Origin of the sequence: Archangium violaceum (assembly GCF_016859125.1) — a bacterium.
GTDB lineage: Bacteria > Myxococcota > Myxococcia > Myxococcales > Myxococcaceae > Archangium > Archangium violaceum_A.
This window is the reverse complement of record NZ_CP069338.1, coordinates 3,137,629-3,162,993: the sequence shown is the minus strand read 5'-3', so window position 1 is coordinate 3,162,993 and position 25,365 is coordinate 3,137,629. Positions and strand designations below refer to the sequence as shown.

At 67.9% G+C, this 25,365-nt stretch carries 17 protein-coding genes and 1 pseudogene; 13 read left to right on the top strand and 5 right to left on the bottom strand.

What is annotated here, in order from left to right:
* Positions 1 to 10: 10 nt before the first annotated feature.
* From JQX13_RS13595 to JQX13_RS13580, 4 genes and pseudogenes are all read left to right on the top strand, one after another.
* Positions 11 to 1,861 carry a glycoside hydrolase family 15 protein gene (locus JQX13_RS13595; RefSeq protein ID WP_203409421.1) on the top strand — a complete coding sequence of 617 codons (1,851 nt, stop codon included), beginning with the start codon at positions 11 to 13 and terminating at the stop codon, positions 1,859 to 1,861.
* A gap of 442 nt (positions 1,862 to 2,303) precedes the next feature.
* A pseudogene (locus tag JQX13_RS13590) lies at positions 2,304 to 2,798 on the top strand (AHH domain-containing protein); the annotation flags it as partial.
* A complete protein-coding gene (locus JQX13_RS13585; protein WP_203409419.1) occupies positions 2,795 to 3,199 on the top strand; it encodes a DUF2019 domain-containing protein in 405 nt (134 codons plus the stop codon). The pseudogene JQX13_RS13590 and the gene JQX13_RS13585, both read left to right, overlap by 4 nt.
* A gap of 145 nt (positions 3,200 to 3,344) precedes the next feature.
* Positions 3,345 to 8,198, top strand: a complete 4,854-nt coding sequence (locus JQX13_RS13580) for a CHAT domain-containing protein (RefSeq protein ID WP_203409418.1) — start codon at positions 3,345 to 3,347, stop codon at positions 8,196 to 8,198.
* A 1-nt stretch (position 8,199) separates the two neighbouring features.
* On the opposite strand, the gene JQX13_RS13575 is transcribed toward JQX13_RS13580, so the two are convergent.
* The 4 genes from JQX13_RS13575 to JQX13_RS13560 form a co-directional block, all read right to left on the bottom strand.
* A complete protein-coding gene (locus JQX13_RS13575; RefSeq protein WP_203409417.1) occupies positions 8,200 to 8,820 on the bottom strand; it encodes a TetR/AcrR family transcriptional regulator in 621 nt (206 codons plus the stop codon).
* A 60-nt stretch (positions 8,821 to 8,880) separates the two neighbouring features.
* Positions 8,881 to 9,717: an alpha/beta fold hydrolase gene (locus JQX13_RS13570; RefSeq protein ID WP_203409416.1), complete on the bottom strand. Its 837-nt coding sequence runs from the start codon at positions 9,715 to 9,717 to the stop codon at positions 8,881 to 8,883.
* A gap of 156 nt (positions 9,718 to 9,873) precedes the next feature.
* On the bottom strand, positions 9,874 to 11,163 hold the full coding sequence (locus JQX13_RS13565; RefSeq protein WP_203409415.1) for an adenylate/guanylate cyclase domain-containing protein: 1,290 nt from the start codon (positions 11,161 to 11,163) through the stop codon (positions 9,874 to 9,876).
* Positions 11,164 to 11,207: 44 nt separating this feature from the next.
* Complete coding sequence (locus JQX13_RS13560) at positions 11,208 to 12,977, bottom strand: hypothetical protein (protein WP_203409414.1); 1,770 nt, start codon at positions 12,975 to 12,977, stop codon at positions 11,208 to 11,210.
* Between the two features lie 348 nt (positions 12,978 to 13,325).
* On the opposite strand from JQX13_RS13560, the gene JQX13_RS13555 reads away from it, so the two are divergent.
* The 6 genes from JQX13_RS13555 (at position 13,326) to JQX13_RS13530 (ending at position 21,575) form a co-directional block, all read left to right on the top strand.
* On the top strand, positions 13,326 to 14,795 hold the full coding sequence (locus tag JQX13_RS13555; RefSeq protein WP_203409413.1) for an FAD/NAD(P)-binding protein: 1,470 nt from the start codon (positions 13,326 to 13,328) through the stop codon (positions 14,793 to 14,795).
* On the top strand, positions 14,792 to 16,042 hold the full coding sequence (locus JQX13_RS13550) for an ATP-grasp domain-containing protein (RefSeq protein WP_203409412.1): 1,251 nt from the start codon (positions 14,792 to 14,794) through the stop codon (positions 16,040 to 16,042). The genes JQX13_RS13555 and JQX13_RS13550 overlap by 4 nt, the downstream gene beginning before the upstream one ends.
* Positions 16,039 to 17,280, top strand: a complete 1,242-nt coding sequence (locus JQX13_RS13545; protein WP_203409411.1) for an MFS transporter — start codon at positions 16,039 to 16,041, stop codon at positions 17,278 to 17,280. Before JQX13_RS13550 ends, JQX13_RS13545 begins: the two co-directional genes overlap by 4 nt.
* Positions 17,281 to 17,465: 185 nt before the next feature.
* A complete protein-coding gene (locus tag JQX13_RS13540; protein WP_239014730.1) occupies positions 17,466 to 18,797 on the top strand; it encodes an aminotransferase class V-fold PLP-dependent enzyme in 1,332 nt (443 codons plus the stop codon).
* Between the two features lie 160 nt (positions 18,798 to 18,957).
* On the top strand, positions 18,958 to 19,827 hold the full coding sequence (locus JQX13_RS13535; RefSeq protein WP_203409410.1) for a DUF2381 family protein: 870 nt from the start codon (positions 18,958 to 18,960) through the stop codon (positions 19,825 to 19,827).
* A complete protein-coding gene (locus JQX13_RS13530) occupies positions 19,824 to 21,575 on the top strand; it encodes a serine/threonine-protein kinase (protein WP_203409409.1) in 1,752 nt (583 codons plus the stop codon). The genes JQX13_RS13535 and JQX13_RS13530 overlap by 4 nt, the downstream gene beginning before the upstream one ends.
* A gap of 335 nt (positions 21,576 to 21,910) precedes the next feature.
* Here the strand turns inward: JQX13_RS13530 and JQX13_RS13525 are convergent, their stop codons facing one another.
* On the bottom strand, positions 21,911 to 22,381 hold the full coding sequence (locus tag JQX13_RS13525) for a hypothetical protein (RefSeq protein ID WP_203409408.1): 471 nt from the start codon (positions 22,379 to 22,381) through the stop codon (positions 21,911 to 21,913).
* 478 nt (positions 22,382 to 22,859) lie between these two features.
* Here JQX13_RS13525 and JQX13_RS13520 point away from each other — a divergent pair, with 478 nt between their 5' ends.
* From JQX13_RS13520 to JQX13_RS13510, 3 genes are all read left to right on the top strand, one after another.
* Positions 22,860 to 23,246 (top strand): hypothetical protein, encoded by a 387-nt coding sequence (locus tag JQX13_RS13520; protein WP_203409407.1) that lies wholly within the window; start codon positions 22,860 to 22,862, stop codon positions 23,244 to 23,246.
* A gap of 158 nt (positions 23,247 to 23,404) precedes the next feature.
* A complete protein-coding gene (locus JQX13_RS13515; RefSeq protein WP_239014729.1) occupies positions 23,405 to 24,304 on the top strand; it encodes an HNH endonuclease in 900 nt (299 codons plus the stop codon).
* A gap of 4 nt (positions 24,305 to 24,308) precedes the next feature.
* Positions 24,309 to 25,028 carry an HNH endonuclease gene (locus JQX13_RS13510; protein WP_203409405.1) on the top strand — a complete coding sequence of 240 codons (720 nt, stop codon included), beginning with the start codon at positions 24,309 to 24,311 and terminating at the stop codon, positions 25,026 to 25,028.
* The last annotated feature ends 337 nt before the right edge of the window (positions 25,029 to 25,365 follow it).

Sequence of the window (25,365 nt, the reverse complement as noted above, 5' to 3'; positions counted from 1 at the left end):
GAGGGAGCGTATGAACGGGGAATGGACATCGCGGCCTCCAACCATCGAGGACCACGGCGTCATCGGGGACATGCGGACCGTGGCCCTGGTGGCGACGGACGGCACGATGGACTGGCTGTGCTTCCCGTATTTCGACAGCCCGAGCGTCTTCGGGGCGCTGCTGGACCGGGAGAAGGGCGGCCACTTCCGCATCAGCCCCGAGCTGGAGCAGGACGGGGTGGTGCGCAAGCAGTTCTACTGGCCGGACACCAACGTCCTGGTGACGCGCTTCTACTCGCGGGATGGCGTGGGCGAGCTGGTGGACTTCATGCCCGTGGGCAGGAAGGACGCCCTGCGCGAGGTGGTGCGCCGCATCCGCGTGGTACGCGGGCAGATGTCCTTCCAGATGGAGTGCCTGCCCGCCTTCAACTACGCGCGGGACGCGCACGCGGTGCGGCTCATCCGCGGCGGGGCGAGCTTCCTGTCGGAGACGCTGAGCCTGTCGCTGGCCACGTCCATGAAGCTGGAGACGGATGGGCAGCGGGTCACCGCGCGCTTCTCGCTGCACGAGGGCCAGTCGGTGGTGTTCTCGCTGCGCGAGGGCGCGCCGGAGTCGTGCCACGAGCGGGTGATGGGGCACGAGGCCTCGGAGGTGCTGTTCCGCTCCACGGTGGACTACTGGCGGCACTGGCTGGCGAAGTGCAGCTACACGGGGCGGTGGCGCGAGACGGTGCAGCGCTCGGCGCTGGTGCTGAAGCTGATGACGTTCGAGCCCTCGGGAGCCATCGTGGCGGCGCCCACGTGCAGCCTGCCGGAGTTCCCGGGAGGCACCCGCAACTGGGACTACCGCTACGTGTGGATTCGCGACGCGGCCTTCACGGTGTACGCGCTGATGCGCATCGGCTTCCACGAGGAGGCGGGGGCGTTCATGCGCTGGCTGGAGAAGCGCATCGAGGAGCTGCCCGAAGGCGAGTCCCTGCCCCTCATGTACGCGCTGGACGGGGGCGAGGTGCCGAAGGAGCAGGAGCTGTGGCACCTGGCGGGGTACGGTGGCTCGAGGCCGGTGCGCGTGGGGAACGGGGCGGCGCACCAGCTGCAACTCGACATCTACGGCGAGCTGATGGACTCGGTGTACCTGTACAACAAGTATGGGGCGCCCATCTCGTATGACTTCTGGAGCTACCTGCGGCGGCTGATGAACTGGCTGTGCGATCACTGGCGCGAGCGCGACGAGAGCATCTGGGAGGTGCGCGCGGGCAAGCAGCACTTCGTGTACTCGAAGATGATGTGCTGGGTGGCGTTCGACCGGGCCGTCCGGCTCGCGGACAAGCGCAGCTTCCCGGCGGACCGTGCGCGGTGGCTCCACACGCGCGACACCGTCTTCGAGGAGATCATGCGCGAGGGCTGGTGCTCGAAGCGGGGCGCGTTCATCCAGTCGTACGAGTCGATGGCGCTGGACGCGGCGAACCTGCTGATGCCGCTGGTGTTCTTCCTGTCACCGGTGGATCCGCGGATGCTGTCGACGCTGGATGTGCTCCGCAAACCACCGGCACAGGGAGGACTCACGTCGGACGGGCTGGTGTTCCGCTACGACGTGGAGGCGACGCCGGACGGGGTTTCGGGGCGCGAGGGAACGTTCAACCTGTGCACCTTCTGGCTGGTGGAGGCGATGACGCGGGCGAGGGTGACGCGGCCGGATCTGCTGGACGAGGCCCGGCTGACGTTCGAGCGGATGCTGGGCTACGCGAACCACGTGGGCCTGTTCGCGGAGCAGGTCGGGCCCTCGGGTGAGGCGTTGGGCAACTTCCCGCAGGCGCTCACGCACCTGTCGCTCATCAGCGCGGCGTACAACCTGGACAAGGCCCTGGGCCACCGGGATTGAGGCGCGGGTTGACGTGAGGGGAGGCTGCTCCGTGTAATCGCTGGGCCGTGGTCTCCCGCCCGGCGGTTCGCCCGGAGAGGTGCGGCGTGTCCATCCCTGTTGTCGAGTCGCGCCCCGTGGGTGAGCGGTGGTGCTCGCGCGTGGGCGCGCTGGCCCTGGCGGCGCTGATGCTGCTGACCGCGTGCGCCACGGGGGCTTCCCCGGGTGGACGTCTGAGGGCGGACCGTTCACCTTCACCGCGAGAGTCCCCGGGCACGGGAGACGCGGTCCTGGTCTCCCTGCCCATGGACCTCGCGCCGGTGCGGGTAGGGGATTCGGAGTTCACGGCCGTCCTCTCGTCGCTGGTACTCGAGCTACCGCTGCGGGTGGCTGCTCGCCGTGCTCCGCTGTATGTCGGCCGTCCGCTGGCGCTGGCGTCCGTGCCGTTGGGTGGCGACGCCGGCTCAGGTCCAGGGCTCCGAAGCTGCCGGGCTTCGGGCAGGCCTCGCGCATGGTGGAGGCGGCAACCGGCGCCGAGCGCGTCATCGTCTCCGTGCCCGAGGGGACGATCCGCGTCGTGCTGGCGCCTCACGTCGTGGCCATGGCCGCTCGGAGTGGCAAGCTCCTCGCCAACGGACACAGGGCATGGGGCTCCTATAGCGGCTTCAAGCGGGCCATGGGCATGGCGGGACAGGGCAAGGAGTGGCACCACATCGTCGAGCAGACCCCGGGCAACGTGAAGCGGTTCGGGGGCGAGGCCCTGCACAACACGGAGAATGTCGTCGCGATGGACAAGGCGCTCCACACTCGCGTCAGCGCGTTCTATTCGTCAATTCAACCGAAGATCACAAATTCAAATATTTTGACGATACGAAAATGGCTCAGCACCCAGTCTTATGAGGCACAGCGTGAGTTCGGTTTGCTAGCCATCAAGAACATCAATCGGGGGAGTTGGTGAAGGAGCTTGAGGCGTTGGTGAGAGAATTCGCCCAGAACGTGGCCGCCCAGACTGACTCGATCTGGAGGGGCGATGCGAAGACCGGGAACAAGCACGCCAGGCGTTACATTGCCGCATTCGACGCGTTACGTGCTCAGGGTGATGCCGGGCGCGAGGCGCTCGCCGTGCTGTTGACGCACTCGCGGATGGACGTTCGGGTGTCAGCAGCCGCGTACCTGCTCCGATACCGGACGGCGGAGGCCCGCGCGGTATTGGAAGAAGCGGCGAAAGGCGAGGGACTGGTCCCCTTTGAAGCTTCGATCGTATTGAAGAATTGGGAGAACGGTACCTGGGCCCTGGATCCCGCGGAGCCCACTCCGTCCACCAACTCCCGTGGTCGGAAGAGGTCTCGCTCCCAGTGAAGGCGGGACGCCCGTTTGGTCCCCCAACGGCCTGAGGGACTTGCCTCTCCCGGGGGCCCTCGAGGAGCGCTTCACCCCGCTCGGGAGTGCGCGTTCTCGCACGGGCCGGGTCCTGCCCGGGGCTTCCGGCTGATAAGGTGGCGCCGTGCAGAACCAGCCCCTCGTGCTGACGCTGGAGCTGTCTCGCAAGGACAGCACGGCCGATCCCTTCGCCTTCCACTTCCAGAAGCAGGAGTACCTGCGGAAGCGGGCGGACGGGTCCGTCCGCGGCGCCCTCTTCCCCTGGAGCCAGGGGCTCCTCGATGACCTGTCCCGCCTCGAGCGCAAGGACCTGGACCTCGCCCTCATCCAGCGTCTGGGCCACGAGCTGCGCCGCTTCCTCGAGGAGCTGGACTGGGGCCGCGACGAGGCGGAGCTGAACGAGGCGCTGAGCCAGGAGCGGGACGTCCTCCTCACCGTGCGCTCGGCCGCCGCCGAGCTGTACGCGCTGCCGTGGGAGCTGCTGACCCTGCGCGACTCGGGGCAGCACTTCAGCCAGCAGAAGGGCTGCACCCTTCACTACGAGTGGACCGGAGCGGGCGAGCCGCCTCGGGTGGAAACGTCCTTCTCGGAGGGCCGCATCCTCTTCGCCTGGTCCTCGGCCGGAGGCGACGTGCCCGCCCCGGCCCACCTCCGGGTGCTGCGCGAGGTCTGCCTCAGGGGGGGCTACCCCTTCGACGAGGCGCGGGACGTGCTCGCCCATGTGTCGCTCTCCTCCCTGTCCCGGGAGCTGGAGCGCTCCCGGGCCGCTCGCGAGCCGGTGAGTGTGCTGCACCTGCTCTGCCACGGCGGACAGAGGGGGAATGTGGACGGGCTCCTCCTGGAGGGTGGAGACAGCCCGGGGCACACCAAGAGCTTCGTCGACGCCCACCGGCTGGGCGAGGTGCTGGGGCCTCATGCCGGAACGCTGCGGATGGTGGTGTTGTGCGTCTGCCAGGGCGGCCACGAGCGGCTGGGCAGCCAGTTGGGCGGCGTGGCCCAGGGGCTCCACCGCATGGGGATTCCCGCCGTGGTGGCCTCGCGGCTGCGGCTGTCCAACGAGGGCTACCTCGCGCTGACCGAGACGCTCTACGGCACGCTGCTCGGTGTCCCGGGCTCGCCCGAGGCGCCGCTGGAAGCGCCCGGCTCCCTGGAGGCCGCGTTGGGCGCGGCGCGCGCGCGTCTGCGGGAGTCGGGGCTCATGGAATGGGCCTCGTTGCAGCTCTACGCCCGGGCCGAGGCCGGCTGTGGCATCCGCCCCCTGTCCCCGCGCCCCTACCGCGGCCTGCTGCCCTTCGAGCCCGAGCACCGGCGCTTCTTCTTCGGCCGGGGCGAGCTGGAGCGGGAGCTGGTGCTGCGCGTGCGCGCGGCGAGGGTGGGCTGGGGCTCGCGCTTCCAGGTGGTGGCGGGCGCCTCGGGCAGCGGCAAGTCCTCGCTGGTGCTCGCGGGGCTGATACCCAGGTTGCGCGAGGACGCGCGAGAGCCATGGGACGTGGCGGTGATGCGCTCGGGCGGGGTGGGCACGCTTCGGACGCTCGCGTCGGAGGGCCCGGGCCGGTTCGGCTCCCTCGGACGGCTGCGGGCGTTGCTGGCCGGACTCCATCTTCCCGACGGCGCTCCCCCGACGCGGCCCGCCACGGTCGCGGAGGTCCTCCAGGAGGCGAGGCTCCTGCGCGAGGCCCGGCCGGGGCGGTGGCTGCTGCTGGTGGTGGACGCGCTCGAGGAGCTCCTCAACGAGGCCTCCACGCCGAAGGAGCGCGAGGCCTTCGTGCGCGCGCTGTGGAAGCTGGCGCACTCCCAGGCCTCGGGCGTGGTGGTGGTGAGCACGCTGCGGGTGGAGTCGCTCGAGCGCTGCGCGCAGGTGCGGGTGGACGCCCAGGGCCCTCGCCTGGACGAGGTGGTGTACTCGGGGGAGCACCGGCTCTTCGTCGGCCCGCTCCGGGGCGAGCTGCTCGCGCGGAGCATCGAGGGGCCCGCGCGGGCGGTGGGGCTGGAGCTGGAGCCGGGCCTGCTGGAGCTGCTGAGGCGGGACGTGGAGCAGGAGCCGGGCTCGCTGCCGTTGCTCTCGCACGTGCTGGACCGGTTATGGGAGCGGCGGGTGGGGCGCCTGCTGACACAGGCCGCCTACGAGGAGCTCGGCGGGGTGGGGGGCGCGCTGGCCCGCACGGGAGATCAGCTCTACGCGGAGCTGTCCGAGGCTGAGCGGCACCAGGCGCGTCAGTTGCTCGTGCGCCTGGTGGATCTCCGGGGCGAGGCGTTGAAGTCATTGCGTCCGGAGCAGGAGGAGCTCGCCGCCGCGTTCGACGCGGTGGTGGAGAAGCTGGTGCGGCGCCGGCTGGTGGTGAGGGACGCGGATGGCGGCACCGGTGGGCAGCCGGGGGAGACGTGGCTGAGGATCGCCCACGAGGCGTTGATCCGCCGGTGGGAGCGGCTGGGGCGGTGGGGGCAGGAGTCGCGGGGGCGCGAGGCGGAGGAGTGGGCCCGGGAGGCGGAGGAGCACGCCCGGCGCGCGGAGGAGGAGCGGTTGCGGCACGCGCTGGAGGTGTCGCGCGTGCTCCAGGCCCGGCGGCTGATGGAGGTGGAGCCGGCGATGGCGGCGCTCGTGCTGCGCGAGGTGTCGGCGCCGGAGCGGACGCCGGAGTGGCACCAGACGGCGCTCGAGGTGCTGCAGCGGGGCGGCGGGGAGCCCGTGGTGTTCCAGGGCCATGAGGGGAAGGTGGAGCTCGCCGGCTTCAGCGCGGACGGGCAGTGGGTGCTCTCCGGCTCGGAGGACGGGACGGCGCGGGTGTGGCGGGCGGATGGCACCGGGACGCCCGTGGTGCTCGCGGGCCATGAGGGTGGCGTGTGGTCCGCCGAGTTCAGCGCGGACGGGCAGTGGGTGCTCACCACGTCGCGCGAGGGGCGGGTGCGGATGTGGCGGGCGGATGGCACCGCGGAGCCGCTCGTGCTCGCGGGCCACGAGGAGCGGGTGTGGCCCACGGAGTTCAGTCCGGACGGGCAGCGGGTGCTCATCGTGTCGGAGGACGGGACGGTGCGGGTGGCGCAGGTGGATGGCACCGAGGAGCCCGTCATGCTCCGGGGCCACGAGGGCGGCGTGAGGACGGCGACGTTCAGCGCGGACGGCAAGCGGGTGCTCACCGCGTCCGAGGACGGGACGGCGCGGGTGTGGAGCGCGGATGGGGGGAGCAGGCCCGTGGTGCTCCGGGGCCACGAGCGGGGCGTGCGCTCGGCCGAGTTCAGTCCGGACGGGCAGCGGGTGCTCACCGCGTCGGAGGACGGGACGGCGCGGGTGTGGCGGGCGGATGGCTCGGGCAAGCCCGTGGTGCTCCGGGGCCATGCGGGCGGTGTCGCGGCGGCGGCGTTCAGCCCGGACGGGCGGCGGGTGGTCACCGCGTCGGAGGACGGGACGGCGCGGGTGTGGCGGGCGGACGGGAAGGGAGCGCCCGTCATGCTCGCGGGCCACGCGGGCGGCGTGTGGTCCGTGGCGTTCAGCGCGGACGGCAAGCGGGTGCTCACCGCGTCGGGCGATGGGACGGCGCGGGTGTGGAAGCGGGACGGCTCCGAGGAGCCCGTGGTGCTCGCGGGCCACGAGGGCGGCGTGTGGTTCGCCGAGTTCAGCGCGGACGGCAAGCGGGTGCTCACCGCGTCGGAGGATGGGACGGCGCGGGTGTGGCGGGCGGATGGCTCGGGCAGGCCCGTGGTGCTCGCGGGGCACGAGGGCGGCGTGTGGTCCGCCGAGTTCAGCGCGGACGGCAAGCGGGTGCTCACCGCCTCGGGAGACGGGGTGGTGCGGGTGTGGCGGGCGGACGGCACGGGCAGGCCCGTGGTGCTCGCGGGCCGCGAGGGAGAGGTGGGCTCCAGGGCCTTCAGCCCGGACGGGCAGCGGGTGGTCACCGCCTCGCGGGAAGGCACCGTGCGGGTGTGGCAGGCGGACGGCAGCGGCGTGCCCGTGGTGCTCCTGGGCTACCTGGCGGTGCTGTGGCCCGCGGAGCTCAGCCCGGACGGGCAGCGGGTGCTCATCCGCTCGAGGGAGGGGACGGTGCGGGTGTGGCGCTCGGACGGCACCGGGGAGCCCGTGTTGCTCCGGGGCCATGAGGAAGAGGTGTGGTCCGCGGAGTTCAGCCCGGACGGGCAGCGGGTGCTCTCCATGTCGGAGGACGGCACGGCGCGGGTATGGCGGGCGGATGGAGGGGGGCCACCCGTGGTGCTCGCGGGCCACGTGGGCGGGGTGCGCTCCTCCGAGTTCAGCCCGGACGGGCTGCAGGTGGTCACCGTCGCGGAGGACGGGACGACGCGGGTGTGGCGGGCGGATGGCGAGGGCGAGCCCGTGCTCATCGCCGGCCCCGAGGAAGAGGTGGAGCGCGCGGCCTTCAGCCCGGAGGGACAGCGGGTGTTGACGTGCTCGCGCGAGGGGACGGTGCGGGTGTGGCGGGCGGATGGCACCGGGGAGCCCGTGGTGCTCACGGGCCACGAGGGACGGGTGGAGCGCGCGGCCTTCAGTCCGGACGGGCAGCGGGTGCTCACCGCGTCGGACGACGGGACGGCGCGGGTGTGGCGGGCGGATGGCGCCGGCTCGCCGCTCGTGCTTCGCGCCTACGGCGTCAGGGCGCGCTTCTCCTTCAGCGCGGACGGGCGGCGGGTGCTCGCCGTGTCCGAGGACGGGGTGGCGCGGGTGTGGTGCACGGAGGAGGGCTCGGGCGAGCCCGTGGTGAGCCTGTTCCACCAGGGCGAGGTGGGCGCCGCGGAGTTCGATCCGGAGGGCTCGCGCATCCTCTTGAGCACGGAGCGGACCCTCTGCCTGTGGAGCGTGGGGACGGGCCGGCTCCAGACGCTGCTGCGCGAGGCGACCACGGGCTGCCTGTCACCGGAGCAGCGGCAGCGCTACCTCCTCGAGACGCCCGAGGAGTCCCGCATCGGCTTCGAGCGGTGCGTGCGCGAGCGCTCGAGCCTCACCTCCAGCAGGCCAGGGGGTCCCGGATGAATCAGCCCCGCTCCTTCTCATCACCCTTCTGCTCCGGCGCCACGCCATGCCAGAAGACGTCCACCATGCGATCCACCCACGGGTCCCCCTCTTCCGGAGGCACCGTCTGGTTGGTGATGTGGGCGAGGAAGTGGCGGTACTGCAGGCCCGCCAGGAACATGCCGCCCATGACGCCGGGGTCCCCCCCACGCAGGCGGCCCTGCTCCTGGGCCCTGCGGAACCAGCCCGCCACCGTCTCGTAGGTGCGCGCCGGAGGGGGCAGCTCCCCGTCCTTCCCCCGCATGTCCTCGGGGGTGATGCCCGCCTCGCGCAACACCGCTAAGGCCGGCACCATCTTCCGGAAGAAGGCGTCGATGGCCCCGGCCACCTCGCGCATCTGCTCCCGCAAATCCCTCTCGTCCGGACCCTGCTCCATGAGCCCGAGCCACGGCGGCGTCTTCGCCACCCCGAACGCCGCCTTGAGCAGCTCCCGCTTGCTGCCGAAGCGCTTGAGCAACGCCGGCCCCGACACCCCCAGACGCGCGGCGATCGTCTCCGTACTCACCGAGGCTCCGTGCTCGATGAAACAGGCTCGTGCCGCCTCGAGAATGTCTTCGTCCAGGACCTGTCGGGGTCTCCCCATGACTCCACTCGCTGATTGGTTAGCTATCGATAACTAACTAACCGCGCGAGGGGGTTGGAATCAAGAGGGGGAGGGAGCCAACCTGTCAAGTGGGTTGCCTACCTCCACGAGGGAGTCGATGAACCGGCCGATGCGGGCGGCCATTTCCTCGGGGAGCTCCAGCAGGGGGAAGTGGCTGCGCGCGGGGAGCTTCTGCACCTGGAACCAGGGATTCGAGGAGGCGAACGAGCGCTGGGCCTCCAGCCAGGCGCTGTCCTCCGGTTGGGCATAGAGGTGGAGGGTGGGGAGGGTGGGCGAGAGGGCGGAGAGCGCCCGTAGCGGGCTGCCGTATTGCGCGTACGCGCGGGACACCTCGCGCCCGGCGCGCTTCCACATGTCCTCGCCGAAGGAGCCCATGTCCTCGTGGACGAAGCGGATGACGTCCGGCGCGCCCACCCCTTGCAGCCACAGGGAGAAGAGCCCGTCACGGGCCTGCCGCCACTGGGGCGTCTGCAGGGCCCGCACCGCCTGGAGGAAGGCCGGAGGTGGCTCCAGCACGAGCCAGTCCAGCAGCACGAGCGCGGGCACGCGCCGGCCGAGCTGGCGCCGCAGCTCGAGGGCCCACCAGCCCGCGTGGGACAGGGCCACGGGCACCACCTGGCGCGCACCGCTGGCGTCGATGACGGAGCGCAGGATGTCCACCACGCTGGCGCTGTCGAAGTCCATGCCGGGCAGGCTGGACTCGCCGTGGCCGGGGAGATCCACCACGAGCGTCCGGTGGAGCGTGGAGCACCAGGGGGCCAGCTTTCGGAACACCGAGCGGCTGGTACACCAGCCGGGGATGAAGAGCAGCGTGGGCCCTCCCTGCCCCACGTCGTCATAACGGATGCGAGCCCCACCCACGCGCGTCTCGGCCATGTGCGTCTCCCCCCGGCGGCGCCGGGTCCATCCCGCGCACCGCCGGGCGCGAGTCATGCTCCGGAAGGGCCAGGGGAGGACAGGGGACCGCGGTGCGGTGCCGCCGTCCGCTGTCCGTCAGTCGTCCGGCTTCCGTGCGCTCGAGGACACACGCGCTCAGGCGGCCAGCGAGTCGTGCTCGGGCACGCCGAAGAGCTCGAGCTGCCGCTGACGTCCCTTCACGGCGTGGGCGCCGAGCGGCTCGAGCGAGGTGTCGTCACCACCCAGTGCCTCGCGGCACTCGCGCGTGAGGAGCAGCTCCCGGCCGAGCACCTTGGTGAGATCCTGAACGCGCGCGGCGGTGTTCACCGTGTCACCGATGACGGTGTACTCCTGCCGCTGGGCGCCCCCCACGTTCCCCACGATGGCCTCGCCCCGGTGCAGCCCCACGCCGATGCGCAGGCCGGGGAACTCACCGCTCTCACGCATGCGCGCGGCCTCGACGAGCATCTCGCGCGCGGCGGCGAGGGCACGGCGCGCGTCGTCCGGCTGGTGCGTGGGCGCGCCGAAGACGATGAGCATCCCGTCCCCGAGGAACTTGTTCACCAGTCCCCCGTGGGCCGCGACGATTTCGCACATGCGCCCGAAGTAGAGGTTGAGCAGACGCAGCGTCTCCTCGGGGGACTGGGACTCGGAGAGGCGGGTGAAGTCGCGCACGTCGGTGAAGCAGATGGTGACGGCGCGGCGCTCACCGCCCTCGGGCATGCGGCCGGAGAGCAGGTGCTCCATGACCTGCTCGCTCACGTGCATGCCCAGCAGCCCCCGCACGCGCTCGCGCTCGACGGCGCTCTCGGTGAGACGCAGGAGCAGCTTGCGCATGGAGCGGCTGGCCACCATGCCGAGCACGCCGGTGGTGACGAGGAAGATGGCCTTGGCAAGCGTCAGGTAGAAGTCGTAGGCGCCGGAGGCGAGGATTTGCGGCGTGGCGGCGGGGCGGAGGACGAAATGGATGATGACGACGAGCTGGGCCGCGGCGGCGAGGCCGGCGAAGAGACACAGACGGGGCTGGAGCCGGGGGGTGGCCATGGCGATGCCCACGGCATAGAGGGCGGGGCCTCCGGCGGACAGGGCGAAGGCGGGGCCGTTGACGTGCAGATCCAACAGGGCGACGACGCTGCCCATGGACACGTCCATGAGCGAGGAGGCGTAGCGCATCCACGGGCGGAAGCGCCCGGTGCGCATCAGCAGCACGACACAGGAGTACCAGGCGAGGAACCCCAGGGTGGCGGCGAGGATGATGCGGGGAATGGCCGAGCCCGAGGCGATGCCGGCGAGCACCAGCGCGGTGGCGATGACGCCCGCGGAGGTGGCGACCTGCGCGACGCGCGACTCCATGTGCAACACGGTCTCGGCGTAGAGGGAGTCGAACCCGCTGGGAACGGGACGGGAGCGGGGAGGTGCGCGCATGCGGAGTCGAGAATAGCGCCAGGACGCGAGCGGCGTGCACCTCGTCACCGTCTGGTCGCGCGAGCGGGCGGGCCCACGGCCTCGTCCAGCTCGGCCTGGAAGGCGCGGTGACGGCGGAAGCTCTCCCGGAAACCCGCGAGTAGCAGGTTGCCACGCGCCTGCTCGCCCAGCAGCCAGAGGATCTCGGCACAGGCGGCGAGCAGCACGGCCGCCTTGCCGTAGCTGCGCCGGTGCTGGCGGCTGACGATGGAGCTGACGCGCTTGCGGGCGATCTCCAGACACCCCTCCAGCATGCGCTCCCGCTCCGAGGGCTCCAGCGAGAAGGAGGAGAGGGCCTCGGCATGGGCGCGCGCCAGCCGCTCGCGGAGGACCTCGTCGTGACGCGCGCCGCCCGAGTACCAGTGCCCGGCCTGGGCGCCCGACTCGAGCGCCTGCCGCCAGAGCCTGTCCACGTTGCGGGGCAGCGCCCCGAGGGGCTGCCGGGACAGGAGCACGAGGAAGGCGGGCACCACGGTGCCCTGGGGGTTGTCACCATACGTCCAGCCGAGCGCGCTCTCCTTCGCGGCGAGCGCGTGGGCGGCCTCCCAGTCATGCGCGAGCAACCAGGCGTGGGCGAGCAGCCGCCGGTCCGCGTGGGCGTGGACCTCGAGACGGTCCTCGTCGAGGGGCAGGGCGGCCATGGAGCCCGAGGGAGCGCGGGGTTGGCGCAGGACGTCCTCGAGGTGACGGGCGGCCCGACGCATGACCTGGGCGCGCTTGGGCTCGGAGGCGTGAGAGTCGCGCAGCTCCAACAGACGCGGGAGGGTGGGTTGGGAGACGAAGGCCTCCCATCGCGCGGCGCGCACGGTGTCGGGTTGACCGAGACGCTCGGCGGCCGAGGCGAGGAAGCCGGCGATGGCGGCGCGCAGGGGGAGGCCGGAGGGGAGCACCTCGAGGGCCTCGCGGGCGGTGGAGAGGACCTGGCGCGGAGAGCCCTCGCGCTCGAGCGCGGCGAGCAGATCGAGGAAGGCGCGAGGGTGGCGGGTGGGCTCGGAGAAGGCGAGCTCGCGCAGCCCACGGGTGCCCTGGGAGAGGCGGATGGCCTCGCGCAACCAGGCATCGGCGTCGGAATCGTCCCGCTGGCGGAGGAGGGAGACCCAGTCGCGGAGGAAGACGTCGGAGTCGGGGAGGGGCTCGGAGGAGATGTCGAGCCACTCCTGCATGAGGGGCCGGGGCCCACTGGGAAGGAGCTCGCGCAGCCGGCGCATCTGCTCGAGGAGCACGGGAGCGCGCTGCTCGGGAGGCGTGGTGACGTAGACGGCGCGGAGGTAGCGGGCGCGGGCCTCGGGGAAGTCCACCTGGGAGAGGTGCTCGGCGCGGAGGCCCTGGCCGAGAGGGTCCTCGTATTCGAGGAGGGAGAACAGGGCGTGATAGGCCTCGCGGGCGAGAGGGTATTGGCCACGCTCGGAGGCCTCCTGGGCGCGAGCGAAGAGGGCGGTGAGGGGCTCGAGGAGCTCCGCGTAGGGGCCGGGCATGTCCGCTTCGGGCCAGACGTCCTCCCAGTCCTTCGCCTTCTCGGGGAGTGCGTGGGCCAGCTCGGCGATGTCATCGAGCAGCTCGTGCTGGCGGAGCTCCCGGGCACCGGCGTCCGGGGAGGCGTGGAGGGATTGCAGGAAGGCGAACCGCTCCGAGGGACGCACGCGGCTGGCGAGGGCGCGGAGGATGGCGCGCAGCTCCTCCTCGGAGCAGGACTCCAGCCGGGCCTCGACGGCCTCGCGGAACACCTTGAGGGGCAGCTTCTCCCCGGAGGGAGGGGACAGGTCGACTCCAGACATAGGTGAGGAGAATATGACCTCCACCGTCACGCGCGGCCACTCGTGGCCGCTTGGCCGGTCCCCCAACCCACGACCGCGGGTCCGCGGCGCGGCATGCTCGGCCTCTGCCCGGAGTGTTCCTGGTTGCGCGGCTTTGTTCCGAAGTCATGGAGTTTCATGTTTACGGTAAGGTTTCTGTTCCTTTTAAGAACAGGAATGTTGCGATACTTAACAGGAGAAAGGCGTATCAACGCGGCACCAATCCCTTGGACCCTGGCCCGCGATCTCGGTTCCACGAGTTCAATCCAACCACAGCTCCCGACGGCTTCCTCCCGCCTCACCCTCACAATGAGTGATCAAAACCGAAGTATGAAGAATATTACCATTGTTGGTGGTGGGGCCTCCGCGATTGCTCTGCTATCGAATCTGGCGGAGATGCCGTCAAACGCTTCGGCATTCGGTAAGCCCGGGAGCTATACCCTTCGAATCATCGAGACAGCACCACGTGTCGGTCCTGGTCGTGCTTATCGACATCTCTCCGAGGAGATGATCCTCAATACCGACCCCGACACGATGGGCATCCGAAGCAAGGATGAATTCAAGGAGTGGCTGCTGGTCAGGGGTCATGCGGTAGACCCAGTTCCTCGAAGATTATTCGCCCGGTATTTGAACGAGAAATTGGAACAATCGATCGTCGGCATGTCCAGGATCGGGGTTCGTGTCGAACTGGTGCGGGCCGAGGTACGAGGGATCAAACGGCACTCGGAGGGTTATGCCCTCCTGACGGACTCCCAGGGGCTCCTCCAGGCGGACATCCTGGTCCTCGCGGTGGGAGGGGGCCATGGCGTGCCTTATGAGTGTCTGCGTGGCTCTGAGCAATGTTTGACGCTGGATGACCTGGAAGACGCCTCGCCAGCATTGGGAGCTGAAGCGGAGATCGTGGTCCTGGGCTCGAGCCAGAGCGCCATCGATGCCGCGCTCTTCCTGTCGCGAACCACGAGCGCCCGCATCACGCTTGCCTCCCGGGGCGGTGGACTTCCACTGATCAAGGGAACTCCCAAGGCCTACACCAATCAGCGCGTGCGTCCCGTCCATGAGCGGCTGAGTCTCCAGCAGTTCATGGGGCTGCTGGAGGAGGAGCTCCTGCTCGCGGAGGCGTACCCCTCTGAACCTCCCCGGCGCCCTTCGACCTCATCCGTGCTCGCCTCCATCAGCTCGAAACCCTTCGAGGAGGGTTTCCAGGAGGCCCACACCTTCCGCCTGGGCTGGCAAGCGGTGATGAAGAACCTCACACCTCACCTGCAGCCCATCTATGAGAACTTCAGCGCGGAGGAAAAACTGAAGTTCGTGAGCACGTTCTTTCCCTCCCTGCGGCGCCTTCGCAGCGCCATCCCGCTGCGGAATGCGGAAAAGCTCTCCCGATTGATCAACGACAAGCGGGTTCGTGTGATGGGGGGGGTTCAAGATGTTCAGAGAGATGCCCGAAGCGAGCGTTTCGTCGTGACATCCAGCGATGCACGGCTGGAGAGCAGGTTCATCGTCAATGCGACCGGGTTGCGCTACATGCTCCACCAGAGCCCGCTGCTCAGCGGTCTCGGCTTCATCCGGCCCAACCTGCTGGGGGGCGTCAAGGTAGACGTACGGAGCATGCGGGTACTGGATGGTCTGGAGCGGCCAGACCCTACATGCTACTGTCTCGGCCTTCTCTCCTACGGCGACTTCCTCATCACCAATTCGATGGAAACCTGTGCGGCGCAGGCTCGTACCGCTGCTGGAAGCATCCTTCGTCATCTGTCCTCGGATGACTCCTCACCCCTCCTGTCCCGATGGGCCTCATGAAAATCTTCATCATCTCCGCCAGGAATGTCGATTTCTACTCGCTGGAGAATATCGCGCATCAGTGCCAGCTCTTCCTGATTGCAACCCCGGCGCAGGCCCGGGAATTGCGTGGAGAGCTACGGCAGTGTTTCCAGGAAGTCATCGAGGTCAAGGAGGTGCTGGACCGGGCCTCGCGCGTGTTCACGTTCGATAGGGCAGATGCCTTGCACGCCATCCGGCAGCGTGTCCGGGAGGGAGAGGACTTCCGCGTCGTGTGCAACCAGGAGGCCAACCTCTTGTTGGCCTCCGAGTTGCGTGAGGAGCTCGGTATTCCCGGGCCCAAGCCTGGCCAGACCGAGCCATTCCGAAACAAGGTGCTCATGAAGAGCCGCCTGGGTGAGCTGAGGGAACATCTGCCTCGCTACATCGACATGGCGACGCTCCAGGAGGAGCTGCTGTCGAATCCACGTTCCGCCTATGAATCGCTGCGGGCGCAGCTCGGGCCGACCGTGCTCTTCAAGCCCAAGAGCTCCGTGGGGAGTCGAGGCGTCTACCTCGTCAACACGAGGGAGGAGTTCGAGTCGTTCCTGAAGAACGAGCTGGATTTCGCATCGACCTACGAGGCGGATGAGTACATCCAGGGCACGCTCTACCACTGTGACTCGGTGGCCGAGCGTGGCAACATCATCTTCTCGGAGTGCAGCCGGTACAGTTGCCCCAACCTCGAGTTCCAGTTCGGCAGGAATCTCGGGAGCCTCGTCCTGGATGCGGACAGCCCGGAGTCGCTCAAGCTGAAGGAGTTCTCCCGTCGGGTGCTATCCAGGTTCGATCTGCCGGACTCGGCCTTCCATATGGAGATATTCCTCCGCCCGGACGGTACCCCCGTGTTCCTTGAAGTCGCGGCCCGGGTTCCTGGTATCGTGTCCGTGCCGCTCTATGCCATGAAACATGGGGTGAACATGCTCGACCTCGAATTCCGGGTGCAGACGGGCATCCACTTCGAATCCAACATCAAGGAGCGCGCCGAGAGTTGCTTCTTCATGCTCTTCCCGCGAAAGCAGGGGCTCATCACGGAGCTGCGCACTCCGCCCATGGAGAGCCCGTACACGCTGGAGTGGAAGGTCAAGGTGGGTGAGTGCACGACGCGAACGACGACCAACGTCGAGTACGCGGGGTTGATGGTCGCTCACGGTGCATCGAGGCAGATCCACCAGGAATTCGAGCAGCTGCGGAGCTTTGATCCCATCCAGGTGGGTCATCCGTCTTGAGCACCTCCACGTCCGAGAGCGCGGTTTCGCAAGGGGGTCGCTCCAGGCCCCTTTACGTCTCCATCCTGTGTCTGACCATCGCGCAGCTGGGGATTACCTTCTATCTCCCCGCGTTTCCTCTCTACGCTGCGGATATAGGCGAGTCACCGGAGAGAATCGTCAGCACGGTCGCTGTGTACCTTTTGTTCTACGGGATGGCACAGCTGCTGGCGGGTCCCATCTCGGATCGAACGGGGAGACGGCCCATGCTTCTCGTGGGGCTGGGCATCTTCACCCTCTGCGCGCTGCTCATGTCCCTGGCGCGACACTACCCATCCATCTATGTGCTTCGCGCGGTTCAGGGGCTGGGTGGCGGAATGTTGTCCGTCCTGGTGAAGCTGATCCTCCGGGACTCCTATAAAGAGGGAGAGCTGACCCGGGCGTTTTCGGTGTTGGAGGCGGCCTCGAGCATTACGCCGGCGGTCGCGCCATTCCTGGGGGGGCTGATCTGCTCGGCATGGGGTTGGCGGGCGAATTTCCTGTCCGTCGGGGCATGGGCCGCTTTGGCCGGAGCGCTCGTCCTCGGGTTCTACGATACGCGCTGGCAGGAGCGCTCCAATGCCAGGGGGGCGGGCTCACCTGGGGCTTTCGTGAGGTCCTACGTGAATCTCTTCAGGCGCGTGGAGTTCGTGTTCGCGGGGGGAGTCGTCCTGCTGACCTACGCGGCCAACCTGGTCTTCCTTTCGTTCTCTCCCGTGTTGTTCCAGAGGGAGCTGCATTTGTCCGCGTCCCAATACGGACAACTCATGATGCTTCCCGCCGCGGCCACGGCGCTCGGAGGATTCCTGGGCGCGCGACTCTCGAGGCGTCTGGAGCCCCTGCCTGTGCTCATGCTGGGGGCCTGTGGCCTGATGCTCTCGGGGTTCTGCCTGTGCTCCTTCTGGCTCTGGCCGACCCTCTCCGTCACACGCGCCTTGCTTCCCTTCATGGGGATGGCTTGCTCCGCGGCGCTCATTTTTCCCTGTGCCTACAGCATTGCCTTTGGTGCGCTGCCTTCCGAGGGCGGTTTCGTGGCGGCGATGCTGGGATGCCTCCAGCTCTCAGGAGCGTCCATCTTCCGGCTCTGGCTCACTCCCAATGTCTCGAAGCTGACTGGGATCGGCACACTGTATGCGGCGATTGCACTCATGCTTCTGCTCATGGGAGCGGGCCTGAGCGCCTACCGTAGGACAGAAAGCCCTCGCTATTCGCCATCTTGAGAAGGAGTGAGCAAGTGTAAATGGCCAGCGAATGATCTGATGCCATGCCCGACAAGCGCGCTTCGGATCGGCTGTCGTCTACCGACGTCACCTGGACCCGCCCTTCCTGCCCGCTCCTCCCCAGGGGGAGGGCCATCCGTCGACAGCACCACTCGGGGTTTGGACTGGCCGGGTGAACCTTCCGAATGGAGCAACCCATCCCCATTCTTTCCGGGATGAAGAGCGGGACGATGCGGATGCGGCGGCGTGAGATGTTGGCCTTGACCGGGCTCGGCCTGGTGGGAGGCCTGGCCCACTTCTCGAACAGCCAGGAGCCGGCCACCGGTGGGGGCGGCCCCGAGACAGCAACCGACCTCTCGAGCTGGGAGGGCGTGCGCGCGCTCTTCCCGCTCTCACCGGAGTACGCCCACTTCGCCGGGATGCTGCTCGCCTCGCACCCGCGCCCGGTCCGTGAGGCCCTCGAGGCGCACCGGCGCGGCCTGGACGACAACCCCACCCTCTATCTGCTGCGCAACAACCGCCGCCTGGAGGACGAGGTCCGGCGCGCCGCGGCCGACTACCTGGGCGCACGGCCCCAGGAGATCGCCCTCACCGACAGCACCACCATGGGGCTGGGGCTCGTCTACAACGGCGTGAGGATTCGCTCGGATCAGGAGATACTCACCACCCAGCACGACTACTACTCCACGCGCATGTCGCTGCGGTACAAGGCCGCGCGCTCCGGGGCCTCGCTCCGCAAGCTCACCCTCTTCGAGAACCTCGACTCCGTCACCGAGGACGGACTGGTGGAGGCCGTGCTCGACGCGGTCCGCCGCCAGACCCGGGTGCTGGCGCTCACGTGGGTGCACTCGAGCACCGGGCTCAAGCTGCCCATCCGGCGGATCTCCGAGGGCCTCGCCCGGATCAACGCCCGGCGGAGCGAGGAGGACCGGGTGCTGTTGTGCGTGGATGGGGTGCACGCGCTCGGGGTGGAGGACTTCGAGGTGGAAGGGCTCGGGTGTGACTTCCTCATCGCCGGCACGCACAAGTGGCTCTTCGGGCCCCGGGGCACGGGCATCATCTGGGGGCACCCCCGCGCCCATGCGGCGGTGGAGCCCACCATCCCCACCTTCACCTTCGTCCGGGGCGCCGGTTGGGGCGGAAACATGACGCCCGGTGGCTTCCACTCCTTCGAGCACCGCTGGGCCCTGGCCCAGGCCTTCGAGCTCCACCAGCGCATCGGAAAGGCCCGCGTCACCCAGCGGCTCCACGCCCTCGGCCGTCAGCTCAAGGAGGGGCTCGCCGCGATGTCCCACGTGCGGCTGCACACGCCCATGGACGAGAACCTCTCGGCGGCCATCGTCTGCTTCGACGTGGCCGGGATGCGCCCGCGCCAGGCGGTGGCGCGGCTCCTGGATCGCGGCATCATCGCCAGCCGGACGCCCTACCGGCCCTCGCTCGTCCGGTTCTCCCCGGGCCTCTTCAACACACCGGAGGAAATCGAGCGGGCACTGGAGGCCGTCCGAGCCCTGGGCTGAGGCCCCCGTGCTTCCCCACTCGCCGTCGCCCGTGAAGGTCGCGGGGCATGCGAGGACGTGATTCGGCGAGTCACTCGCACCTGGATGACCGCCAAGGTCGAGCAGTCCTTGCCCGGACGAGCGGGCTCCTCTACCGTGCCGCCCTCCTCACGGAGGCTGCGTGCACCCTCGTCCCTGGCCCGTTCCGCTCTGGGTCCTCCTCGTCTCCCTGCTGGCCGCCGCTCAGGCACGAGCCACCGGACGGGAGGTGAGACAGGGCACCGTCCTCGTCGCGGAGCCGCCGGGTGGGGCTCCCCCCGTGTTGTACGTGGCCGCCCGGTTCTCCACGCTGGTGGACTTCGAGGAGCTGCTCGAGCCGCGTGCGCTGCTGACACCCGAGCTGCTCGAGCGGCTCGGCGTGGTTCCGGTGGGGCCCCGCTCCCTGGCGCTCCTCCCGCTGCGCGACCTGGCGGAAGGCGAGCGCCTCCTGGTGCGGGTGACGGGCCGGACGGGGGCCGGTGAGAGCCGCACGCTGACGCTGGCGCTCGTCACCCGGAGGGACGAGGTGGACCAGCAGGCCCGTGTGTACTTCGCACCACGGGAGCCCCCGCGGAGGGATACGGAGGGCGAAGTGGCCGCGGTGGCGAGGATGCTCCTCGCGAGTCATGAGCCGGGGGCGCGTCCCAGGGTGGCGCTCGTCACGCCGGAGGAGCCGCTCTCCTTCGAGTATTCCGACGATATCCGGGCCCACGTCGATTCGATTCTTCGGCTCGACCGGCGCTTCTTCGTGAGTGTGTCCGTCGGGCCCATGCTGTTTACCGCCAGGCCCTGGAGGCTCGCTCGGGTCCGGATGGAACCTGGATGCGAGCCATCGCGGGCGAACGCGGGTCCTCCTCTCCCCGTTCTCGTCACCATGGCTGCATCTGGAAAGTCACTGCATCTCTACACCTTTTCCGCCCTGATTCCGGAAGGGACCGGATGCGTGACATTGACGCTGGAAGAGGACGGTCCCCGGGTGATCCGTTTTGAGCGTGTGAGGCTTCCGCCATGACAAAGCCCTTCCATCCGGATCTGCTCCACGCTGGGGACATGGTGCGGCACTACCGGGTGGTGCGCCGCCTGGGGAGCGGCGGCTTCGCGTCCGTCTTCCTGGTGGAGGACGAGGGCCGGCCCTATACGCTCAAGATCGCGGCGCGCCCGCCGGGCGATGACGATGAGGCCCGCGAGGATGAGCGGGCTTTTCGCGAGGCGGTCTCCCTGGGCCACTTCCGCCATCCCAACCTGCTCACGGTTCGCGAACTGGGCCGTTGGCCCGAGCTGGAGGGAGGCCACTTCTTCTTCGTGACCGACTACGTCCCAGGCTCCACCTTCAACGCATGGCGCTGGCGGACACAGGCTCCGCTGCGCCGGCTGGTGGGGGTCGCGAGCGAGCTGGCCCTCGTGATGGCGGAGCTGCACGAGCGCGGCATGTGCCACCGCGACATCAAGGCCGACAACGTCCTGGTGCGTGACGAGGACGACAAACCCTTCCTCATCGACTTCGGCGCGGTGTTCCTTCCAGGGGCGTACAGGCTGACGCGGGGACTGCCTCCGGTGACGTTCCACAACATGCCTCCCGAGGTCGCCGCCTTCCTGCGAGGGGGCGAATGGGAACAGGGAGTGAACTTCCCCGCGCATCCCGCGGTGGATCTCTACGCGTTCGGTGCCCTGCTCTACGAGGCCCTCACGGATTGCCATCCCTTCAATCCCCGCCTGCCAGCGGAGACGCTCCTGCTCGCCATCGAGTTCCTTCCGCCGGTGGAGCCGGTCCGATTGAACCCGCGTGTGCCTCCAGGTCTGAACGCGTTGGTGATGCGGTTGTTGGCGAAGGCGCCGGAGCAGCGGCCTCCGAGCGCCAGGGTCGTGCACGAGGAGTTGGTGCGGATGCTGGAGGGGGAAGGGGGGACGGAGGCCTGGATGGCGCCGTATGCCTTCCCCACGACGCGCGACAAAGTGAGCCCACGGGATGATTCGCCTCCGTCATCCGAGAGGAAGACTCCAGAGTCCTCGGGGTCGGCCGGGGCGGGCAGTGCCAGGAGGGAAACAGGGTGGCATCGCAGGGGCTGGAGGAGGGCACTCGCCGTGCTCGCCCTCATTCCGCTCCTGCTCGGGATAGGGTGGGGGGTCGTCTGTCTGACCCTCCCCTCTCTTTCCGAAGAAGGATGCGATCCCTTGCGCTTCTCCACCCCCAGGTCTCTTGGCGAAACACTTACACTGCTCTGTGCCGCATCCACCCACTTCCTTGCCTGCGCGAGCGCGCCCGTGCGCCCTGACGTCCTGGGCTTCCTGGAACGCTGTCCTCCCGAGGCTCGACTGACGGCCGTCCAGTTGGGGTTCGAGGAGGACCCTTTCGCGGAGATCGAGCTGGCGACCGTGACGGATGCCGGCAAAGGGAAGACGGGCCTGCGCAATGTCAGGAGCGGACCCATGGAGGCCTGGATGCGTTTGCCCGATGGGAGCATCCGGCGGGTGACCGGCGAGGCGAAGGTGCTCCCGGATCGGGTCTATGCGCAGTTCGACCGGATCTACCTCGATGGGCTCTACCCCGAGACTCCCGGCCGCGTTCCGTCTCCGATTTGTAGCGTGATCGTGAGCGAGTACGACCGGACGGAGCTCGGAATCTTGACGCACGCGGCCCTTCCGTACAGGGGGGCCGAGGTCGATCCAGCCAAGGTGGTTCGTGGCCGGGACTTCGCCGTCATCAACGCGCCCCTGGTGTTCGCGTACGTCCAACTCCCCGACCGCCACTTCCCGAAGTGACCGTCGAGAGGTCATACCCAGAGCGTGAGTGAGGACTCCCAGGCAGGTCTTCTGACCTACTCGGGATTCAGTGGGTTGTGCGATGGGGAGGGGCTCGCTAACCTGGCCGGGCCCCGATGGTGCCGCAGACCCTCGACCCAGACTGGCGGATCCGCGCCGTGGCCTTCCAGGCCCTGGAAGCGCTGGTGGCGCGCCATGGGCCGACGCTGGAGTGGGACATCATCCAGCGGGGCTTCGAGTTCGAGGGCCAGCACCTGTACTTCGCCACCAAGGCACGAGGCATTTTTCGGCCGAAGGAGATGCACGGCGGTGCGCTCTCCATCAAATGGTGGAGCTCATGGTGCTCGTACGAGCACGCTATTGATGAGTTTGGGTGGTGGGGCTTGCCGGGCGTTGTCGACGAATTCTCTGAGTGTGTCTGGAGGAGGGGTCTCAAAAGCACAGTATCCTTCACGACCACTGACGGTGAGCGCCAATCTCCTTAGAGTTTCTTCCAGGAAGGGTGGCTGGTCGCCCTCGACGGAGAGCCCTGCGATCATGGCTCCGTCCGTCGTGAAGAATAACATGGCCGTGCGCACATTGCCACGAGCGGGGTTGTTCCAGTAGAGACCATGAGGCTCCGCGGGCGTCTTGACCAAGGTCTTTATCAGATCAACAGCTGACGAGTAGACAAAAGCAGGTTTGTCCGCGTGCTGTGGAAACTCATACTCCGATGCTGCGGGTTCGAACCCTTGGGTCCATTCATCCATGAATCGACTGGCGGCCTCGAACGACCTCTCGGCCGCGAGGATGTAGATATCCGTCAACAAGGAATGCCTCCATTCAAGAACCACGTGCACTCAGGGTCTGTTCAGTCCGGAGCTGACAAATCTGCCCTTGAGCGTCTCGTAATAGTAGTATGCCGTACCATTTCCATCGGTGTACTTCAGGAAGATCATGTGTTTGGAGTCTCCAGTTTTACCGCTACCCTTCACTCCAAAGGGCTTCTTCGTAATGAAAACCTCTGTTCCTGAATGTGGATGGAAACTATTCGCTGGATATTAACATTCAAGGGATGATGTTGACATGAAGGAAAGCAGGAGTGATGTGTTGCCTATGCATTGCCGAGCACGCGGGAGAATCCATCCATGGGCGAGTTGAGCGGGTTGCTAAGGTTGGAGTAGCAACTCCCGGGGTGGATAGCGCAGCCAAGCACTCCAAGGACATGGGAGAGACGGATGGGGACCTTGCTTGTAGGCGCACTGGAGCGAAGGGGGACCCTTCACGGATGTCGAGCTGGCGACCGTGACGGATGCCGGCAAGGAGAAGACGGGCCTGGTCAATGTCAGGAGCGGACCCATGGAGGCCTGGATGCTGCTGCCCGATGGGAGCATCCGGCGGGTGACCGGCGAGGCGAAGGTGTTCCCGGATCGGGTCTATGCACGGTTCGACCGGATCTACCTCGATGGGCTCTACCCCGAGACTCCCGGCCGCGTACCGTCTCCCATTTGCGCCGTGGTCGTGAGCGATCGCGACCGGACGAAGTTCGGGGTGCTGACACACGCGGCGAGTCCGGACAGGGGGGCCGAGGTCGATCCAGCCAAGGTGGTTCGTGGCCGGGACTTCGCCGTCCTCAACGCGCCCCTGGTGTTCGCGTACGTCCAGCTCCCCGACCGCCACTTCCCGAAGTGACCGTCGAGAAATCATACCCAGAGCGTGAGTGAGGACTCCCAGGCAGGTCTTCTGACCTACTCGGGATTCAGTGGGTTGTGCGGTGGGGAGGGGCTCGCTAATCTGGCCGGGCCCCGATGGTGCCGCAGACCCTCGACCCAGACTGGCGGATCCGCGCCGTGGCTTTCCAGGCCCTGGAAGCGCTGGTGGCGCGCCATGGGCCGACGCTGGAGTGGGACATCATCCAGCGGGGCTTCGAGTTCGAGGGCCAGCACCTGTACTTCGCCACCAAGGCACGAGGCATTTTTCGGCCGAAGGAGATGCACGGCGGTGCGCTCTCCATCAAGACCATCATTCCTCGAGGTGGCCGCGTCGCGCGCTACGATGATTCCCAACGGGGTGAGGGGGTCTTCGTCTACAAGTTGCAGGGAGACGATCCGGACAACCGCGACAACCAATTGCTTCGTTGGGCCTGGGAGCGATCGGTTCCGCTGATCTACTTCTGCGCGGTCGAGCCAGGTGTCTACCAGCCGGTATGGCCCATCTTCATTCGAGGAATCGACAGGGCGCGGCTGGAGTGCACGCTCTCCGTCGATGATGCCGCGCTGACGATGAGGGAGCTCGGCGTCCCCATGGTGGCGGATGCGAGGGCCGTCGAGATCCGCCGCCAGTACGTCACCGTGCAGGCGAAGCGGAGGCTGCATCAGGCGCGCTTCCGTCTGGAGGTGCTGAGGGCCTACGAGCAGCGGTGCGCGGTATGCCTGCTTCCGATGCCGGAGTTGCTGGATGCGGCGCACATCGTGGCGGACCGGGAGGAGACAGGGGAGCCCGTGGTGCCGAACGGGCTGGCGCTGTGCAGGCTGCATCACGGCGTGTTCGACGCGGACCTGATGGGCATTCGGCCCGATGGCGTCATTGAGCTATCCAAAGCAGTACTGGCTACCCAGGACGGTCCGACGTTGGAGCACGCGGTGAAGGTCTTCCAGGGTCAGCACCTCCACATGCCTCGGCGTCGCGAAGACCAGCCGGGACGGCATTTCCTGGAGCAGCGGTACGCGCGCTTCCGCCAGGTTGGATGAGTCCTTGAAATCCAGAGGGACGAACCAAGGCAAGAAGCTCCCATGGAGCGACAAAGAGAATGCTGCGGCGGTCGATGCCTACTTCCAGTTGTTGCGTGCTGAAGAGGCTGGCCAGAAATTGAGCAAAGCGCAGTTCATTCGTGCTCTCAGGAGTGGAACTGGACCACTTCCACGGCGCTCTCGGTCGGCGATCGAGATGAAGTTCCAGAACATTAGTGCTCTCTTGGCGGAGCACGGGCTCCCCTGGGTGAAGGGCTATGCTCCGCTCGCGCATGTGCAAGAGACATTGTGGCCTCACATCGAGCGGGCTCTTGCGGACGATCTGATGCCCACGGCGGACCCCGAGGAGCTCCAACGCAAGACGAGACGTCTTCGTCTCCGAGGAGGGCCTCTTGCTCCGCCCAAGGGGAACTTGAAACCTCCGCGCGTCAAAGTCAGACAGCAGACGGCATTCGAGAGGGATCCAGCCGTCCGGGCCTACGTCCTGCAACAGGCGGACGGCAAGTGTGAGCTCTGCGAGAAGGTCGCTCCCTTCGAAACGGAGGAGGGAGAGCCCTACCTCGAAGTCCATCACGTCCGGAGGCTCGCGCTCGGTGGAAGCGATCGTCCCGAGAACACGGTGGCGCTTTGTCCCACTTGCCATCGCTGGTTGCATCATGGGGCTGACGCCGAAAGGCTCCGCAGGCGGCTGTACGCGCGGGTTCAGCGGCTCGTGGAGGAGTGAGAGGGCGTTGAGCCAGTCCCTCGCCACTGTCTGTCAGGCCGGCTGATGAAGTCGCTGTTCTCATTCGCACACTGCTGCGCGGTCTCGGCCCTATGCCTTGCTCCTGGATCCCACCACGTGCTGGCATGCTGGTGAGAGGCGGATCGCCCGCCGAATCTCGTCCCGAGATTCCCATCTATGTGCAGTCGGTATTGGGATGCCGGTGGAAACAAGAGAGAACGGCTACATTGCGTCGTGGGCTGCGTCGGACATCGCCACGGACTGCATCAACAGGGCCTCTGATTCCGTCATCCGGCCTGCCCCTCCCGATGTATTTTCTGCTCTCGTGTGCATGAAT